Annotated in this window: 18 protein-coding genes and 1 pseudogene; 7 read left to right on the plus strand and 12 right to left on the minus strand. The window is 67.0% G+C overall.

From position 1 onward, the window contains the following. Window positions 1–456: 456 nt before the first annotated feature. Window positions 457–2,244: an SDR family oxidoreductase gene (locus PcP3B5_RS22255; protein ID WP_043271084.1), complete on the plus strand. Its 1,788-nt coding sequence runs from the start codon at window positions 457–459 to the stop codon at window positions 2,242–2,244. Then, complete coding sequence (locus tag PcP3B5_RS22260; protein WP_043271086.1) at window positions 2,241–3,128, plus strand: metal-dependent hydrolase; 888 nt, start codon at window positions 2,241–2,243, stop codon at window positions 3,126–3,128. Before PcP3B5_RS22255 ends, PcP3B5_RS22260 begins: the two co-directional genes overlap by 4 nt. A 331-nt stretch (window positions 3,129–3,459) precedes the next feature. On the opposite strand, the gene PcP3B5_RS22265 is transcribed toward PcP3B5_RS22260, so the two are convergent. From PcP3B5_RS22265 to PcP3B5_RS22280, 4 genes are all read right to left on the minus strand, one after another. Continuing rightward, window positions 3,460–4,824, minus strand: a complete 1,365-nt coding sequence (locus tag PcP3B5_RS22265; protein WP_162493543.1) for a DNA recombination protein RmuC — start codon at window positions 4,822–4,824, stop codon at window positions 3,460–3,462. 524 nt (window positions 4,825–5,348) lie between these two features. Continuing rightward, window positions 5,349–5,555 carry a hypothetical protein gene (locus PcP3B5_RS22270; protein ID WP_043271090.1) on the minus strand — a complete coding sequence of 69 codons (207 nt, stop codon included), beginning with the start codon at window positions 5,553–5,555 and terminating at the stop codon, window positions 5,349–5,351. Window positions 5,556–5,630: 75 nt separating this feature from the next. Then, complete coding sequence (locus PcP3B5_RS22275; protein WP_043271092.1) at window positions 5,631–6,401, minus strand: RES family NAD+ phosphorylase; 771 nt, start codon at window positions 6,399–6,401, stop codon at window positions 5,631–5,633. After that, window positions 6,402–6,770 (minus strand): antitoxin Xre/MbcA/ParS toxin-binding domain-containing protein, encoded by a 369-nt coding sequence (locus tag PcP3B5_RS22280; protein ID WP_043271094.1) that lies wholly within the window; start codon window positions 6,768–6,770, stop codon window positions 6,402–6,404. 278 nt (window positions 6,771–7,048) lie between these two features. Between PcP3B5_RS22280 and PcP3B5_RS22285 the strand changes: the two genes are divergently transcribed. Further along, window positions 7,049–7,483: an RcnB family protein gene (locus tag PcP3B5_RS22285; RefSeq protein ID WP_043271560.1), complete on the plus strand. Its 435-nt coding sequence runs from the start codon at window positions 7,049–7,051 to the stop codon at window positions 7,481–7,483. A gap of 6 nt (window positions 7,484–7,489) precedes the next feature. Here PcP3B5_RS22285 and PcP3B5_RS22290 read toward each other — a convergent pair whose 3' ends face one another. After that, window positions 7,490–7,921 carry a hypothetical protein gene (locus PcP3B5_RS22290; protein ID WP_043271096.1) on the minus strand — a complete coding sequence of 144 codons (432 nt, stop codon included), beginning with the start codon at window positions 7,919–7,921 and terminating at the stop codon, window positions 7,490–7,492. Between the two features lie 128 nt (window positions 7,922–8,049). Between PcP3B5_RS22290 and PcP3B5_RS22295 the strand changes: the two genes are divergently transcribed. The 3 genes from PcP3B5_RS22295 (at window position 8,050) to PcP3B5_RS22305 (ending at window position 9,409) form a co-directional block, all read left to right on the plus strand. Further along, window positions 8,050–8,532: a GreA/GreB family elongation factor gene (locus PcP3B5_RS22295; protein WP_043271098.1), complete on the plus strand. Its 483-nt coding sequence runs from the start codon at window positions 8,050–8,052 to the stop codon at window positions 8,530–8,532. A gap of 71 nt (window positions 8,533–8,603) precedes the next feature. Then, window positions 8,604–8,945, plus strand: a complete 342-nt coding sequence (locus PcP3B5_RS22300) for a carboxymuconolactone decarboxylase family protein (protein WP_009620588.1) — start codon at window positions 8,604–8,606, stop codon at window positions 8,943–8,945. A gap of 92 nt (window positions 8,946–9,037) precedes the next feature. Further along, window positions 9,038–9,409, plus strand: coding sequence for a hypothetical protein (locus PcP3B5_RS22305; RefSeq protein ID WP_043271100.1), 372 nt, complete (start codon window positions 9,038–9,040; stop codon window positions 9,407–9,409). Here the strand turns inward: PcP3B5_RS22305 and PcP3B5_RS22310 are convergent. Further along, window positions 9,397–10,446 carry a diguanylate cyclase gene (locus PcP3B5_RS22310; protein WP_043315592.1) on the minus strand — a complete coding sequence of 350 codons (1,050 nt, stop codon included), beginning with the start codon at window positions 10,444–10,446 and terminating at the stop codon, window positions 9,397–9,399. The two genes, PcP3B5_RS22305 and PcP3B5_RS22310, sit on opposite strands and share 13 nt — an antisense overlap. A gap of 293 nt (window positions 10,447–10,739) precedes the next feature. On the opposite strand from PcP3B5_RS22310, the gene PcP3B5_RS22315 reads away from it, so the two are divergent. Next, window positions 10,740–11,576: a 5'-nucleotidase, lipoprotein e(P4) family gene (locus PcP3B5_RS22315; RefSeq protein WP_043271102.1), complete on the plus strand. Its 837-nt coding sequence runs from the start codon at window positions 10,740–10,742 to the stop codon at window positions 11,574–11,576. 186 nt (window positions 11,577–11,762) lie between these two features. Here PcP3B5_RS22315 and PcP3B5_RS22320 read toward each other — a convergent pair whose 3' ends face one another. From PcP3B5_RS22320 to PcP3B5_RS32255, 6 genes and pseudogenes are all read right to left on the minus strand, one after another. After that, complete coding sequence (locus PcP3B5_RS22320) at window positions 11,763–12,443, minus strand: PIN domain-containing protein (RefSeq protein WP_064583934.1); 681 nt, start codon at window positions 12,441–12,443, stop codon at window positions 11,763–11,765. Between the two features lie 368 nt (window positions 12,444–12,811). Then, on the minus strand, window positions 12,812–13,072 hold the full coding sequence (locus PcP3B5_RS22325; protein WP_061562416.1) for a hypothetical protein: 261 nt from the start codon (window positions 13,070–13,072) through the stop codon (window positions 12,812–12,814). Window positions 13,073–13,102: 30 nt separating this feature from the next. Then, on the minus strand, window positions 13,103–13,612 hold the full coding sequence (locus PcP3B5_RS22330) for a DUF2514 family protein (RefSeq protein WP_061562417.1): 510 nt from the start codon (window positions 13,610–13,612) through the stop codon (window positions 13,103–13,105). After that, window positions 13,609–13,935 carry a ubiquitination-like system serine protease family protein gene (locus tag PcP3B5_RS22335; RefSeq protein ID WP_061562418.1) on the minus strand — a complete coding sequence of 109 codons (327 nt, stop codon included), beginning with the start codon at window positions 13,933–13,935 and terminating at the stop codon, window positions 13,609–13,611. Before PcP3B5_RS22335 ends, PcP3B5_RS22330 begins: the two co-directional genes overlap by 4 nt. Next, the gene (locus PcP3B5_RS22340) at window positions 13,932–14,426 is read right to left on the minus strand and encodes a glycoside hydrolase family 24 protein (protein ID WP_061562419.1); all 495 of its coding nucleotides are present in this window, start codon (window positions 14,424–14,426) and stop codon (window positions 13,932–13,934) included. Before PcP3B5_RS22340 ends, PcP3B5_RS22335 begins: the two co-directional genes overlap by 4 nt. Before the next feature lie 14 nt (window positions 14,427–14,440). Beyond that, window positions 14,441–14,509, minus strand: a pseudogene (locus tag PcP3B5_RS32255) (glycoside hydrolase family 19 protein); the annotation flags it as partial. Between the last annotated feature and the right edge of the window lie 82 nt (window positions 14,510–14,591).

The raw sequence follows: 14,591 nt of genomic DNA on the forward strand, positions 1-14,591 counted from the left end.
CTGCCGGCCTCGCGGGCCAGCTCGTCGACGCTGAATTCGCGCTCGTCCTCCATCTCCGCCGGGCTTTGCTCGGGGCGCTGGAGCAGGCGCTGCAGAAGGCTCAGGGGCGTGCTCATGGCGGCGATCATAGCCAGCGCCCGGCGCCGGCCACAACCGCAAGGCATCGATACCCAAGCGCTTGCGAAGCCCGTCACAACGCCCAACCAAAGGCGGGACTTCATCGCCCCGCGTACCCTGCCCTTTCCGCCAAACCCGCATGGCGACTGGGCTGCGCGCCGCTGCCCGCATTGGTAACAGCGCCGCCGGGCATGGCGCGGGCGGGGCGAATGGGTCAGCATCCATCGTGACATCGACCAATGTCATGGTCGCTCCGTACAACAACAATGGCCTGGAGAACGTCATGCCCCGAGGCACCCCGTCCGTCCATCCGCTCCCGCCGCCTGCACGGGAGGCCGCATGAACGCCATGCTCGAAAACCCCGGCCTGCCGCCGGCCGAACGCCTCGACGTGCAATCCGGCGCGGTGCGCCTGGCGGTGTACCGCTGGGGCGATGCGAACAAGCCGATGCTGCTGTTCGTCCACGGCTACCCGGACAACCACGAGGTCTGGCTGCCGCTGATCGCCCGCCTGCTCGGCCGCTACCAGGTGGTGGCCTACGACGTGCGCGGCGCCGGCGCCTCGGACAAGCCGCGGCGCACCCGCGACTACCGCCTGGAACTGCTCAGCCAGGACCTGAAAGCCGTGCTCGACGCCGTCAGCCCCGAACGCGCGGTGCACCTGGTGGCCCACGACTGGGGCTCGATCCAGACCTGGGAGAGCGTCACCGACCCGGCGTTGCGCGAACGCATCGCTTCCTACACCAGCATCTCCGGGCCCTGCCTGGACCACGTCGGCCACTGGATGCGCGACCGCCTGCGACGCAGGCGCCCGGCCGCGCTGCTGCAGATGCTCAGCCAGCTGCTGCACTCCTGGTACATCTACTACTTCCACCTGCCGCTGCTGCCGGCGTTGTCCTGGCGCCTGGGCGCCGCGCACCTGTGGCCGCAGTACCTGCGCAAGGTCGAGGGCATCCGCAACCCCGGGCGCAACCCGCACCAGGCCAGCGACGGCGAGCACGGCGTGAAGCTGTACCGGGCCAACTTCATCGGTTCGATCTTCAAGCCGCGCAAGCGCCATACCGAGGTGCCGGTGCAACTGGTGGTGCCGACCCGCGACCGCTACGTCGGCCAGCAGCTGTTCCAGCAGCTCTCGCTGTGGGCGCCGCGGCTGTGGCGCCGCGAGGTGACCGCCGGGCACTGGCAACTGCTCGCCGAGCCGGAACAGCTGGCCGGCTGGATCGACGAATTCGCCCGCCACATCGACGGCGGCGAGGCCAGCCAGCCGCTGCAGCGCGCCCAGCAGAAACCCGGCGCCGGGCCCTTCGCCGGCAAGCTGGTGGTGGTCACCGGCGCCGGCGGCGGCATCGGCCGCTCCACGCTACTGCGCTTCGCCGAACAGGGCGCCAGCGTGCTCGCCGCGGACATCGACCCGGCCGCCGCCGAAGCCAGCGCCGCCCAGGCCCGCAGCCGTGGCGCCACGGCCTTCAGCTATTGCGTGGACGTCGGCGACAGCGCCGCCATGGAGCGCTTCGCCACCTGGGTGAAAAGCAGCCTGGGCGTGCCCGACGTGGTGGTCAGCAACGCCGGCATCGGCCTGGCCGGCGCCATGCTCGACACCAGCGCGCAGGACTGGGAGCGCCTGCTGCGCGTCAACCTGTGGAGCGTCATCGACGGCTGCCGCCTGTTCGGCCGGCAGATGGTCGAGGCCGGCAAGCCCGGGCACCTGGTCAACGTCGCCTCCGGCGTGGCCTTCGCGCCCTCGCGCAACTACCCGGCCTACGCCACCAGCAAGGCGGCGGTGCTGATGCTCAGCGAATGCCTGCGCGCCGAACTGGCCGGGCACGGCATCGGCGTCAGCGCCGCCTGCCCCGGCTTCGTCGACACCGGCATCGTCCAGGCCACCCGCTTCGCCGGCCTCAGCGAGGAGCAACAGGCCCGCCGCCGCGCCAAGGTGCAGCGCTTCTACCGCCGGCGCCGGCTGAGCCCGGACAGGGTGGGCGAGAAGATCGTCCAGGCCGTGCAGCGCAACCAACCGGTGGTCGCCGCCGGCGCCGAGGTGCACCTGGCGCGCTGGCAGTGGCGCCTGCTGCCCGGCCTGTCGCGCCTGTTCGCCCGTTTCGACCTGACTTCCCGAGGCCAACCATGACCGACCATCATCACCGCCTGGTGCAACGCAAGGTGCAGTTCGACTACAGCGCCTCGCCGCTGCACTGGATCCCCGGGCAGGCCGAGGCCTCCCACGTCATCAACGTCATCCACATGATGCTGCCGGCCGGCGAGCTGTGGTTCTGCCGCCTGTACAACAAGGCCCTGCCCTTCGTGAAGGACGCGCGCATGCGCGACGACGTGCAGGGCTTCATCCGCCAGGAAGCGATGCACGCCCGCGCCCACTCCGGCGCCGTGGAGCGCTACCTGACGGTGCACGGCATCGACTCCAGCCGCTACCTGAAGGCCATGGACTACCTGTTCGAGCAGTTGCTTAGCGACACCCCGCTGGGGCTGCAGTTGTTCAACAGAACGCCCTGGCTGCGCCGCTGGTGGATCGGCCAGCGCTGCGCCATAGTCGCGGCGGTCGAGCACTTCACCTGTGTGCTTGGCAAATGGGTGCTGGAAGCCGAGGCGCTGGACCGCGCCGGCTCCGACCCGGTGCTGCTGGACCTGTTCCGCTGGCACGGCGCCGAGGAAGTGGAGCACCGCAACGTCGCCCACGACCTGCACGTGCACCTGGGCGGCAGCTTCATCAGCCGCCAGCTGTGGATGTTCGTGGTCTGGCCGCTGATCATCTGGCTGTTCGCCTTCGGCACCCGCACCCTAGCCCGCCAGGACCCGAGCCTGGGCAGGCCGCGGCCCTTCTGGCGCATCTGGCGCGACAGCGAAAAGCGCGGCCTGCTGCCGCGGCGAGCCTCGCTGGCCGGAAGCTTCCTGCGCTACTTCAAGCCCTGGTACCACCCGGACCACGAGGCCAACACCCAGGAGGCCCTGGACTACCTGGCGCGCTCGCCGGCGGCGAGTCGGGCGGCGCGGGGTTGAGGGGAGTTCCGGGTAAGAGCAAGAGCACCCTCTCCCTAACCCTCTCCCTGAAGGGAGAGGGGACCGTTGGGCAGAGTTGGGTGTTCTGGAGTTAGCCGTCAACACCGAGGGTTACCGGCTGGAGCCATTCCTTCTCTCGGCACGGACAAGCCCCCTCTCCCTTCAGGGAGAGGGGACCGTTGGGCAGAGTTGGGTGTTCTGGAGTTAGCCGTCAACACCGAGGGTTACCGGCTGGAGCCATTCCTTCTCTCGGCACGGACTAGCCCCCTCTCCCTTCAGGGAGAGGGCTGGGGAGAGGGAGCGGACTCAATCCCCGCGCCACAGCCTAGGACTATTTGTCCTCTTCCAGAACCTGCGGCTCATCACCCAACGCCCGCTCCAGCCAGTCGCCCGGCAAGCTCTTGCTGGCCCGCGCGCCGAGCAGCTTGACCTGTTCCGCACGGCTGATCAGGTTGCCGCGGCCCTCGCAGAGCTTGTTGCGCGCCGCCGCGTAGGCCTTGTCCAGCTGCTGCAGGCGCGAGCCCATCTCGTCCAGGTCCTGGACGAAGAGCACGAACTTGTCGTACAGCGCGCCGGCGCGCTCGGCGATCTCGCGGGCGTTCTGCGTCTGCCGCTCCTGACGCCAGAGGCTGTCGATCACCCGCAGGGTGGCCAGCAGGGTGGTCGGGCTGACGATCACGATGTTGCGCTCGAAGGCCTCCTGGAACAGGTTCGGCTCGGCCTGCAGGGCCACCGAGAAGGCCGCCTCCACCGGCATGAACAGCAGCACGAAGTCCAGGCTGTGCAGGCCCTCCAGGCGCCGGTAGTCCTTGCCGGAGAGGCCCTTCACGTGGTTGCGCAGGGACAGCACGTGCTGCTTCAGCGCCTGCTGGCGGATCACCTCGTCGTCACTGGCGACGAACTGCTGGTAGGCGGTGAGGCTGACCTTCGCATCCACCACGACCTGCTTGTCGCCGGGCAGGCGGATCAGCACGTCGGGCTGGAAGCGCTCGCCGTCCGCCGCGCGCAGGCTGACCTGGGTCTCGTACTCGCGGCCCTTCTCCAGGCCGGCGTGTTCCAGCACACGCTCCAGCACCAGCTCGCCCCAGTTGCCCTGGGTCTTCTGGCCCTTGAGCGCGCGGGTCAGGTTGGTCGCCTCCTCGCCCAGGCGCAGGTTGAGCTGCTGCAGGCGCTCCAGTTCCTTGCCCAGGGAGAAGCGCTCGCGGGCTTCCTGTTGATAACTCTCTTCCACGCGTTTCTCGAAGGCCTGGATGCGCTCCTTCAGCGGGTCGAGCAACTGCCCCAGGCGCTGCTGGCTGGCCTCGGCGAAGCGTTGCTCGCGCTCCTCGAAGATCTTCCCGGCCAGCTCGGCGAACTGCGCGCGCAGCTCGTCCCGCGCCGCCTGCAGGTCGCCCAGGCGCTGCTGGTGGCCTTCCTGCTGCTCGCGCAGTTCGGCGGCCAGCGCGGCGCGTTCGGCGGACAGCCGGCGCAGTTCCTCCTCGCGGCTCTCGCGCTCGGCCTGCCAACTGCGCTCGGCCTGCTGCTGGCGCTCGCGCTCGGCGCGGCCCAGGTCCACCTCGCGGCGCAAGGCCGCGGCCTCGCCGGCCAGCTCGCCGTGGCGGCCGCTCAGGCGCTGGAAGGCTTCGCGCTCGGCCTCCAGTTGCGCGCCCAGGCCATCCTGGGCCAATTGCGCGGTGGTCAGGCGTTCGCGCAACAGCGCCAGTTCGCTCTCCTGCCGCGCCGCGCGCTCGCGCAGGTGCCAGGCCAACCAGCCCAGCGGCAGCGTGGCGGCCAGCAGTCCGATCAGCAGGTTGGGCAAGTCGACGGGCATGGGCGCTCCAGGGCGGGTGGTCGCAGGAAAATTCGCGCCATGGTAGCAGCCGCGAATAGGAATTCAGTGCGGCTTTTGCCGTCAGGGCTCTTGACAACGCGGAAGGAAAGCAAGCGCTTGGGACAATCCACAGAAGCTGTGGATAACTGCGTGGATAAGGTGATGAAAACGTCTTATACGCCTTGCCCGCTGGGGCTGCCGCTTAGATTGGTGCTTTTTTCACCAATAAATAAAGCCATTAAAAATCAATAATTTACAAACGCTCAACGAAAAATCAAGCGCTTACGGAGGAATGTTTCCGGTGCTTGACAACAGCCACCAACATTGTGCACAAGTCCGCGCCGGACAGGGGCGGACCGCCTCATTTCAGGGCAATCCGAAGGGATTTTCAGGCAAGCTTCAGCAGCGAATCAGACGCATTCGCGGGCTCTGCGCCGACGTTCCTGGCTAGGAATATTGCCCGCCCCGGCAACAGGCGCGGCCTGGCCCAACGACTCCAGCACGCGCTCGTACATGCGTTGCGCGGTGGGCTTGTCGGGGTACTGGAAGAAGTACTGGTTGAGGTAGACGCGCCACTGGCGGCGGTCATGGGGATGGGCTTCCAGGCGAATGTCCATGGCGCACTCCGTTGCTTGGCCAGCGCAATAAGCTAGCGCGTTCGCCCCACCCCGCGCGGGCAGGACGACGGACGGTCACGCCGGATGCGGCAGGTCGCCCTCGACCAGGAATCCCGCGCGCGGGAACAGCCGCGGCGCCCCCGGCACCTGGGCATGCTTGAAGGCCACGTAGTCGGCGGTGGTCTCGCACAGCCAGGGCATGAGGTTGCGCGGGCGCTTGTCGACGAAGGCCGAAGGCACGAAGAGCGCGGCATTCAGCCCACCTTCCGGGCAGCGCGCCGAGCGGTATTCGAAGGCCTCCACCGCGGCAGCGCGCATGGCGCTGCCCAGCGCCTGGGTCAGGCGGTAGTCCCGCGGGTCCTGCAGGCGCTCGGCATAGCTGTCGAAGGGCGGCGCCTGCAGGCGTATGCCCCGTTGCACCTGGAAACGCGCCTCGAAAGAAGCGTGCTCGGAAAGGATGCGCCCGCTGGGCGGCGGGCTGGCCATCCCCTCCCAGAGCACGAAGCGGTAATAGGCCGCCTCGGCCATGGCCGTCTCCAGGCGCAACGCGGCGTAGAACAGGCTGGGTTCGTGGCGGCGGCCGAAGCGCGAGCCCCAGCGCAGCGGCGGGTAGCGGAACGGCGTCTTGAGCAGGTAGTGCAGGGTTTCGGTGGACGGCGGCAGGTGCGGCTTGCTGGTCTCGATCAGCTCTTCCAGCAGGGCCTGCTCCTCCAGGGTATCCACCAGTTGCAGGGTCGCGACCTGCTCCTGGCTCTCCACCAGGCGCACCAGCTTGCCCCGCAGCGGGGCTATGACCTGCTCGCCCCGGCATTCGCGCCACAGTTCGGCGCCGGCGTCGAGGGCCATTCAGATCTTGCCCCGGATGGCGTCGAGGTACTCGACCACCTGCACCAGGCCCTGCACCTGCTCCATCCGCTGCAGCGGCACACCGCTCAGGTGGCGGTTGGGGGTGCGCAGGAAGTGGCGCATGTCCTCCAGGTTGCCGCCGAACAGGGCGAAGAGCGCGCGGTATACCCGCACCAGCAGCAGCGCCAGCTCGCCGGTCTTGCTGCCCACCCGCAGGCCGCCGCTCTTCCAGCGGCTCACCGCGCTGCGGTCGACGCCGACGATGGCGGCCAGCTCCTGCTGCGTCATGCCCAGTTGCTCACGGGCAGCCAGTACCGCCTTGGCCAGGACCAGATCAGCCGACGGAGTTTCCCGGATCAGTGCGCTCATGCCGTACCTCTTTCGTGCATTTGATGCAAACATACCATCAAATGTGAAAACCGCACAAAGCACTTCCCCTTTTCCGGCAGAGCGCCGGACGCGGTTCGGGCGGCCATGTATCAGCGCCCTGACGAAAGCGACGAATTCTTTACCGGACCTTTACTCCACATTGGCGTTTCTTGACCTGGACGCACGGTCTCATGAAGTACCCGAACCGGCTGCGCCCGGTGCCGGGATCGACCGATAGCAGCGCGCGCCGCAACCGCCGGCCGCGCCAGGAGAACACCATGAAGAAGACCGTCGCCCTGCTCTGTGCCGCCCTGATGCTCGGCAGCCCGCTGGCGAGTTTCGCCCAGCCGGGCCCCGGCACGGACCACGGCCCGAACCGCCCGGACAATCGCCCGCAGCAGCACCAGCAATACCAGCAGCAGAAAGGCCACCAGGGCGGCCACTACCAGGGCCGCACGGGCCACGCCGATCCGCGCTACTACCGCGACCCGCACTTCCGCCCGCAGGCCGGCATGCCGGTGCCGCATCGCGAATGGCGCCGCGGCGTGGTGGTGCAGCCGGTCTACCGCAGCGACCGCTACTGGGTCACCGACTGGCGCGCCCGTCACCTCTACGCGCCGCCGCGCGACCATCGCTGGCTGTACGTCAACGGCGACTACGTGCTGGTGGCCATCGCCACCGGGGTGATCGTCAACATCCTGGCCGGCTATTGAGGCGCCTCAGGCGCTGGTGCTGAGCAAGGCACCGGCGCCACCGCCGCCATTGCGGATCGCCTCGGCCAGCGCCGCCGCCGTGGCCTGCATGGCGGCGCTGGTGCTGGCGATGCGGCTTTGCAGGGCCATGATGATCGCGGTGCGCTCGTTTTCCGAGGAATATTGCCGCTCCTGCGCGGCCGCCAGTTCCTGCTGCTCCTGCTGCAACTGCTTCTGCAACTGCTGCAGGCGCTTCTGCAACTGCTCGACGGCGACGCTGGAGCTGCCGCCGCTTTCGACACCGGCGCCGGCCGCGCCCTGGTTTTCAGCCGTCGTGCCACGGGTGGTTACGGCACCATCATCCTGGACGGCATCGGCCGCCGTGCTGGCATCGCCACTGGTCGCTATCCGCAACGAGCCGGCGAAGGTCTGGCTGGAGGGCGTCAGGGAAAGGTTCATGCCCGAGGTTCCTTTTTCCGGGTGTTCTGCCGCTCTATCGACTGCCGTAGGAAAAACTTGAAAGACCATTCGCCGATGCCAGGCAAAGGCCCTAGGATAGGCCCCTTCATGCCCAGGCAGCCGTCACCATGGACAAGCAACGCGCCCACCAGTTGATCCTCCAGCGCCTCGACGCCGACCTCGATGTCGCCGTCCGCGCCGCGCGCACCGCCCACGAGGCCGCCACCCACGAGGAAAACATCGCCGAGAACAAGTACGACACCCTCGGCCTGGAAGCGGCCTACCTGGCCGCCGGGCAATCGCGCCGGGTGGAGGAGATCCGCCAGGCGCTCGCCTCGTTCCAGGGGCTGGTGCTGCGCGACTTCGACGCCGACCTGGGCATCCAGACCAGCGCCCTGGTCGAACTGGCAGACCATGAGGACCGCCGTCGCTGGCTGTTCCTGGGTCCGGACGCCGCCGGTCTGAAGATCGAACTGGACGGCCACGAGGTCCTGGTCATCACCCCGCGCTCGCCGTTGGGCGGCGCCCTGCTCGGCCGCCACCCCGGCGACGAGATCGAGGTCGGCCTGGGCTCGGCGCGCCAGGCCTACGAGATCGTCGCGACGCTCTGAGCGCCCCGCCCGCAGACCGGCGAATCCCGGACTAAGCTGCATGGCCGTCAACCCGAAAAGGAGATGCCGCCATGCTGTTCAACTGGTCCGAATACGTTCCCGCGGTGAAGAAGGCCTTCGGCTCATTGGGTAAGAAACATCCGAAGATGATCGCCGCCTACCAGGCGCTGGATGCCGCCGCCGCGGACGGCGACGCGCTGGACGCCAAGACCCGCGAGCTGATCTCCCTGGCGGTGGCCATCACCACCCGCTGCGACGGCTGCATCGGCGTGCACGCCGAGGCTGCGCGCAAGGCCGGCGCCAGCGAGGCCGAAGTAGCCCAGGCGCTGGCCACGGCGATCGCCATGAACGCCGGCGCCGCCTACGTCTACTCGCTGCGCGCGCTAGAGGCCTTCGAACAGCCGCAGGGCTGAGTGTTCAGGCGCGGCGCCGGGCGCCGCGCCCAGGCTTTCTCCGGCGGCGGAATTGGGTTATCCATTGCATTTTCGCCCAACGATGAGCCGCCATGTCCTCGCCCAGCATCAGTCTCTGCAAACTCGCCCTCGGCATCGCCGCCGGCATCTGGCTGGGCTTCGTCGCCGTGGCCCTGAGCTGCGTCCTGCTCCTGCGCTTCTGGCCCGGCGCGCCCCTGCCGTTGCCCGCCGGCCTGTCGCCGGCGCCGGCCAGCGCTCCGGCGCCCATCCCGGATGCCAACGCGGCGATGTTCCAGCAGTACCTGGAGAACCAGCGCAAGGCCCAGGCCGAACAGGGCCGGCAACTCGAACAGAGCGAGCGGGAACAGCGCTTCAACAGCGCGCCCTGCCAGTTCTGGCGCCAGCAGTACCAGGCCGACCCCAGCGAGAAGAACCGGCTGAAGATGGACGGCTACTGCGGCTGAGGCCCGGCGCCCACCACCTGGTTGCGGCCCTGGTGCTTGGCCCGGTACAGCGCCTTGTCCGCGTCGCTCAGCCAGGCGCTGGCATCCACCTGGTAGGGGCTGTAGGACGCCACGCCGATGCTCAGGCCGACGGACAGGTCCGTCGCCAACTGGTAGTGCTTTTCCGCGAAGCTCTGGCGCAAGCGCTCCATGATCTCCACCGCCAGCGTCTGGGTGGTGCCGGGCAGGATCACGCAGAACTCGTCGCCGCCATAGCGCCCCGGGGTGTCGGTTTCACGCAACGAGTGGGTGAGCAGGTGGCTGAGCTCGGTGATAACCATGTCGCCCAGCACATGGCCGAAGCGGTCGTTGATGCCCTTGAAGTGGTCGATGTCGATCAGCGCCACGCTGGCCCGGGTGTGCTGCTGGCGGCACTTCTGGAATTCGTTCTCCAGCTGGTCCATCCAGGAACCGTGGTTGAGCAGCCCGGTGAGGCTGTCGGTGCGGCTGACCGCGCGCAGCGCCTGCTTGTGCTCGGACAGGCGCCTGGCCAGGCTGTAGCTCACGCCGCCCACCGCCAGCGGGTAGACCACCAGCATCGGCAGGCAGGCATACACCTGCAGCGGCGTGGCCACGGCGGTGAAGGCGATGCCGAAGCACAGCCAGGCCAGCAGCACGCCCAGCAGCTGCGCCACGCTGCCCAGCAGGAAGAAGCGCAGGCCGCCGGCGGCGATGTTGTCCATCGCCATCATCGACAGGATGGTCACGCTCGGCAGCGGGTTGAGCTGCATGGCCCCGGCCCAGAAGCCGCCGAACAGCGAATCCAGCAGCAGGTTGCGCCGCTCCGCCTGGTACGGCGCCCGCGACAGGCGCGCCAACTGGTAGGCCAGGTGCGGCCAGAGAAAGCCGTTGGCCACCAGCAGAGCCCAGGCCCAACCCGGCCGCTGCAACGGCTCCAGCGCCGCCGCCACGCAGAAGAAGCCGATGCCCAACCCGACCATGCGCGGCACGTAGATGCGCCTGGCGAAAGACAACCCCTTACCGACCACAGCCCCCATACATCATCCTGATCCAGGCATCCGATAGAGCAAGCTAGCAGATCGGCAGGAAAGCGCCTACGCGGATTGGCGGCAATTCGACATTACCTCCCGCCCACGCCATCGCCCGGCTACAGCGCCAATCCCATGGCGGAACGAGTCTGTAGGCCATCCCCCGCGACCGGGTCCGATCCTTCCGCAAGCACGCCAACTCCTTACGGATATGCGTCGCCCCGATTGAGGCCCGCCCCCGCCTGGGGTATGAGAACTCCACCCCCGCCGCCATGGCACACAAGCCACAAGGATCGTCACCCATGCCCAATCCAAGAACGACAATCGCTGCCGCCCTGCTCGTCCTCGCCGCGCCCTTCCAACTGGCACTGGCCGACACTGCGAAAACCGACACCGCCTCGCCCAACCTGCTGACCGCCGCCGTCGCCTGGCGGCAGACGGCCGCCGAATACCGCGCCCTCTACTACCAGGGCTTCAACCTGGCCAAGCTGCGCCTGGACCAGGCCCTGGCCGAACGCAAGCCCGGCGCCAGGCCACCGGCGATCATCAGCGACCTCGACGACACCATCCTCAGCAGCAACAGCTATTGGGGCGCCCTGCTCAGCCAGGGCAAGGACTTCTTCGACGACGCCCTCTGGGACCGCTGGGTAGCCGCCAACGGCCCCACCCTGACGCCCGGCGCGCTGGACTTCCTCGACTACGCCAAGTCCCGGGGCGTGGAAATCTTCTACGTCTCCAGCCGCGACCAGGGCGACAGGACCGACGAATACGCCCTGAACAACCTGCGCAGCCTGAAAGTGCCTTTCGCCGACAAGGAACACGTCACCATCCTGCGCGAAAGCTCCAACAAGGAACCCGCGCAGAAAGCCATCGCCGAACGCTACGACGTGCTGCTGATGCTGGGCGACAACCTCAACGACTTCAAACGCCGCTACTACATCGACGACGCCAGGCAACGCGCCGCCCTGCTCGACGAGGACCGCGCCCAGTTCGGCGAGCGCTTCATCCTCTTCCCCAACCCCACCGACGGCCACTGGATGAAAGCGATCTTCGGCGAATCGGAACCGGCCGACACCCCGGCCAATCGCGCCAAGTTCCGCGCCGCGGCGACTTCGGGGGCGTGGAAGGGGCAGGATTGAGGTAGACGCAGAAAGGACAAAGCTCCTGGAGCGCTGGGCGCTCCAGGAGCTTTGACTATCTGCAGGGCTTTGCCTGATCGCGGCGCCTACATCCCGCATAGAACTCAAGCGTCTAGAGCGCCCTCCCGTTCGGCTTGATCCCCATGGATGCGCAAGCTCCAGATTCGCAGTGTATGGAAACCATCCCTAGACACGCTCCGGCAGCGAATAGGTGACCTTCTGCCCTTTCACCTTCACAAGGCCACGCTTGCACAAGAGCTGGTAAACGCGCTCAGCCTCGGCCAGTGGAGTGTCCTTGCCAAGCGTCGCTCGAATCGTGCTGGTCAGCGTCTTGACCGAAGCCGGCTTCGAAGCCTTCCGACGAACAAGGTCGGCCATGACGGTCTTCAGATGGGCATCGCTCTCGGAAGCAGGCTTGGAAGATGCCTGGCTGGCCGGCTTGGCATCGTTCGCGCTTGCCGCGCTGGCTGCCAGCGTCGCCTGCAGTGCAGGCAAATCCTTGAAGCAGGGCATGGCCTCGATGCTTTCGGAACGCATTGCGAAGATACCCTTGCCCTTCAGGTGCCTGAGCAGGGGATCGAAGCCCTTGTCGGCCGAAATCACGTGGAAGAAAGCCGTGGGATCCTCCAGGGCGAAGCGCCCCAGGTAGTAGGCGATATGGAAGTCGAGGGCGTTGGGGCCGGCGGCTTCGAGCTGGATGTAGTCCGCCCGCTCACCCAGGCGCTGGATGGCGACGACCAGTTCGGTGGGCAGCCTGGAGTTGTTCGGGCCGAGAAAGACCCGCAGGCGAAAATGCGCGTCCTGCAGCAGGTCGAGCGACCGGACTGGAATGCTTTCGTAGTCGATCAGTACGTAGTTGGTACGCATCCGCTGCTTCCCGGGCATCCATGTTCCCGGCATTCTGCTGCAGTCATTGACGGAACGGAAGCAGGCTTGCGTCGGAGGTTTCGACTGCCCTGGCGCAGAAAAGACAAAGCCCCTGAAACGCTAGGCATTTCAGGGGCTTTGGCTATCTGTAATGGCGGAGAGATAGGGATTTGAACCCTAGGAGCCATTGCTGACTCAACGGATTTCGAATCCGTTTTCAGGGCCCGCTTTGCGCTGCCTCCATCCCGCTACACCAGAATCCATGCACCATTCACGCATTGCGCTTCATGTTCATGAATGGCTGTTTGGGGGATTCATTCCCCCAGAATTCCCCCATCTGCTCGTTCTGGGCGCCCTACCACATCGATCTAGCGATACTCAGCAATACCCGCTCCTGCCGGCCGCCACTCATCCTGCGGGGAGTTAGACCGGAGCATGACGAATGCTTCAACCTCCTGCCCCTCTTTCGGTTCCGCCGGGGAGATAGCGGCATGGCGGCCGGCCGCGTGGCCGGGGAACATGTCGGAGTTCGCCGACACGTGATATTCCCAAATCCCGAAATTGCCGGCCTTGCCGACCATGCGCTCCAGCTGAAGCCGCGAGAAAGTGCCCTGACGAATGATGAGCATGCCGATCTCCGATAATTGAAGGCCGGCATTCTACTGCAGGCCATCGTAAGCCGCCTCGCAGGCTAGCCCCCGGGCCCGGGCTTGGTCAGCAGCTTCTGCCAGGATTGTTGCTCGGTCGTTAGCGCGGCTGAGCACGTCGGCGAGCACTCTGGCTGCAGTGGCAGCTGCCTTGCTTGCTCCGGCAGTGCAGGTATCGCGGCCGGCTTCACTTGCTGCCAGTCGGGCTGCGAGTTTGTCGGCGGCGTCCCGCAGGCTGCCAGCAGAAGCGCGAGCAGCGGCAGCATCAGTAGCCGCGCGGTCGATTTCACGTTGGGCATCGGTCATCACCTTGTTGATGGACTGTTGGCGGTTCTGCTCAATGACGCGCTGTTCGGCCAGGGCCTGGGCGGTAGCTGCGGCGTCGGCGGCCAGGTGCTGCTCCCATCGAGCCTGCCAGGCTGCATCCGTCGTCGTCACGCCGTGGCGCCAGCATCCAATGCCCACGGCGGCGATGATCAGCACCATCAGGAGTTGGCGCCAGTAGCTGAGGAGCCAGGTCATTCGTCATCCTCCAGCGGCGGAATATCGACCGTCTGGCCGGCCAGGGCATGCGTGCAGTCGTTCAGGTACTGGATGCGCCCATCGGTGACGAAGGAGTGGCAGACGACCTGCTCGCGCTCGCCGCTCTCCAGTAAGCGCCACGGGTACTGGCACAGGATCGACGGCTGGAGCGTCGGCCTATCAACGCTGCCGTTCCAGGACCAGCGCGGCGGACCATCGATCTCAACGTTGATGCCGTGGAGCATGTCGCAGCCAGGGCAATGGAAGAACAGCTTGCCGTCTGCCTTCTCCAGAATCGGCGACACTCGGACGAAGGCGCTCATGCCACCACCCCGCCGGCGGCGCGGTACTGCTGCACCAGGTCGTCGAGCCGGTGCTCGCGCTGGCCATAGCCCGCGCCCGGCAGGCTGGCCCAGATGTTCGAGCACTTGGCGATGGCGTCGCGCGCCCGGCCAGCCTGGATGTCGCCCAGAGCCCCGCGCTCGCGAATCTGCTGGATGGCCACCCGATCCTGGCTCTCCGGACTGAAGTCCTTCAGTTGGAGGAGATCGCGGTAGGGCTTCCACCAACGGAACAGCAGTTGGTAGCGGCCGGCCGCGGTGGACTTCAGCCCCTGCTTGTTCACCGTCACCAGAATGTTCGGGTGGCCGGAGTAGTTGCTGAAGGTGTTCGGCGAGTCCAGTCCGCCGACCACCACGTCGTAGCCGTCGTCCTTGGTGTAGCGGCTGGTCCGGGTGCCTTCGCTCCAGGCCAGCATGTCGAGGAATGCGCAGACGTTCTTGCCGCCCGCTTGGGCAGCGCTGATTCGAGGCATGGTCAGGCTCCAGAAACAAAAACGCCGGCTCGATGGCCGGCGCTGGGAAGGATCTGCAGCAGTTGCTGCTCGGTGAGGGGCATAGGTTTCTCCAACTCGCACTTAGGTGTCGTTCTCAGCATTCATTCGAAATAGTCGCTAGACTCAACGCAATTAAGGAGGGAT

It is taken from the genome of Pseudomonas citronellolis, assembly GCF_001586155.1.
Lineage (GTDB): Bacteria > Pseudomonadota > Gammaproteobacteria > Pseudomonadales > Pseudomonadaceae > Pseudomonas > Pseudomonas citronellolis.

Coding starts and splice junctions, on each gene's coding strand:
- PcP3B5_RS22340 (WP_061562419.1), bottom strand. CDS start 14,426: ATGCCTCGAATCAGCGCTGCCCAAGCGGGCGGCAAGAACGTCTGCGCA.
- PcP3B5_RS22315 (WP_043271102.1), top strand. CDS start 10,740: ATGCCCAATCCAAGAACGACAATCGCTGCCGCCCTGCTCGTCCTCGCC.
- PcP3B5_RS22255 (WP_043271084.1), top strand. CDS start 457: ATGAACGCCATGCTCGAAAACCCCGGCCTGCCGCCGGCCGAACGCCTC.
- PcP3B5_RS22335 (WP_061562418.1), bottom strand. CDS start 13,935: ATGAGCGCCTTCGTCCGAGTGTCGCCGATTCTGGAGAAGGCAGACGGC.
- PcP3B5_RS22295 (WP_043271098.1), top strand. CDS start 8,050: ATGGACAAGCAACGCGCCCACCAGTTGATCCTCCAGCGCCTCGACGCC.
- PcP3B5_RS22270 (WP_043271090.1), bottom strand. CDS start 5,555: ATGGACATTCGCCTGGAAGCCCATCCCCATGACCGCCGCCAGTGGCGC.
- PcP3B5_RS22290 (WP_043271096.1), bottom strand. CDS start 7,921: ATGAACCTTTCCCTGACGCCCTCCAGCCAGACCTTCGCCGGCTCGTTG.
- PcP3B5_RS22305 (WP_043271100.1), top strand. CDS start 9,038: ATGTCCTCGCCCAGCATCAGTCTCTGCAAACTCGCCCTCGGCATCGCC.
- PcP3B5_RS22320 (WP_064583934.1), bottom strand. CDS start 12,443: ATGCGTACCAACTACGTACTGATCGACTACGAAAGCATTCCAGTCCGG.
- PcP3B5_RS22275 (WP_043271092.1), bottom strand. CDS start 6,401: ATGGCCCTCGACGCCGGCGCCGAACTGTGGCGCGAATGCCGGGGCGAG.
- PcP3B5_RS22300 (WP_009620588.1), top strand. CDS start 8,604: ATGCTGTTCAACTGGTCCGAATACGTTCCCGCGGTGAAGAAGGCCTTC.
- PcP3B5_RS22285 (WP_043271560.1), top strand. CDS start 7,049: ATGAAGAAGACCGTCGCCCTGCTCTGTGCCGCCCTGATGCTCGGCAGC.
- PcP3B5_RS22310 (WP_043315592.1), bottom strand. CDS start 10,446: ATGGGGGCTGTGGTCGGTAAGGGGTTGTCTTTCGCCAGGCGCATCTAC.
- PcP3B5_RS22325 (WP_061562416.1), bottom strand. CDS start 13,072: ATGCTCATCATTCGTCAGGGCACTTTCTCGCGGCTTCAGCTGGAGCGC.
- PcP3B5_RS22260 (WP_043271086.1), top strand. CDS start 2,241: ATGACCGACCATCATCACCGCCTGGTGCAACGCAAGGTGCAGTTCGAC.
- PcP3B5_RS22330 (WP_061562417.1), bottom strand. CDS start 13,612: ATGACCTGGCTCCTCAGCTACTGGCGCCAACTCCTGATGGTGCTGATC.
- PcP3B5_RS22280 (WP_043271094.1), bottom strand. CDS start 6,770: ATGAGCGCACTGATCCGGGAAACTCCGTCGGCTGATCTGGTCCTGGCC.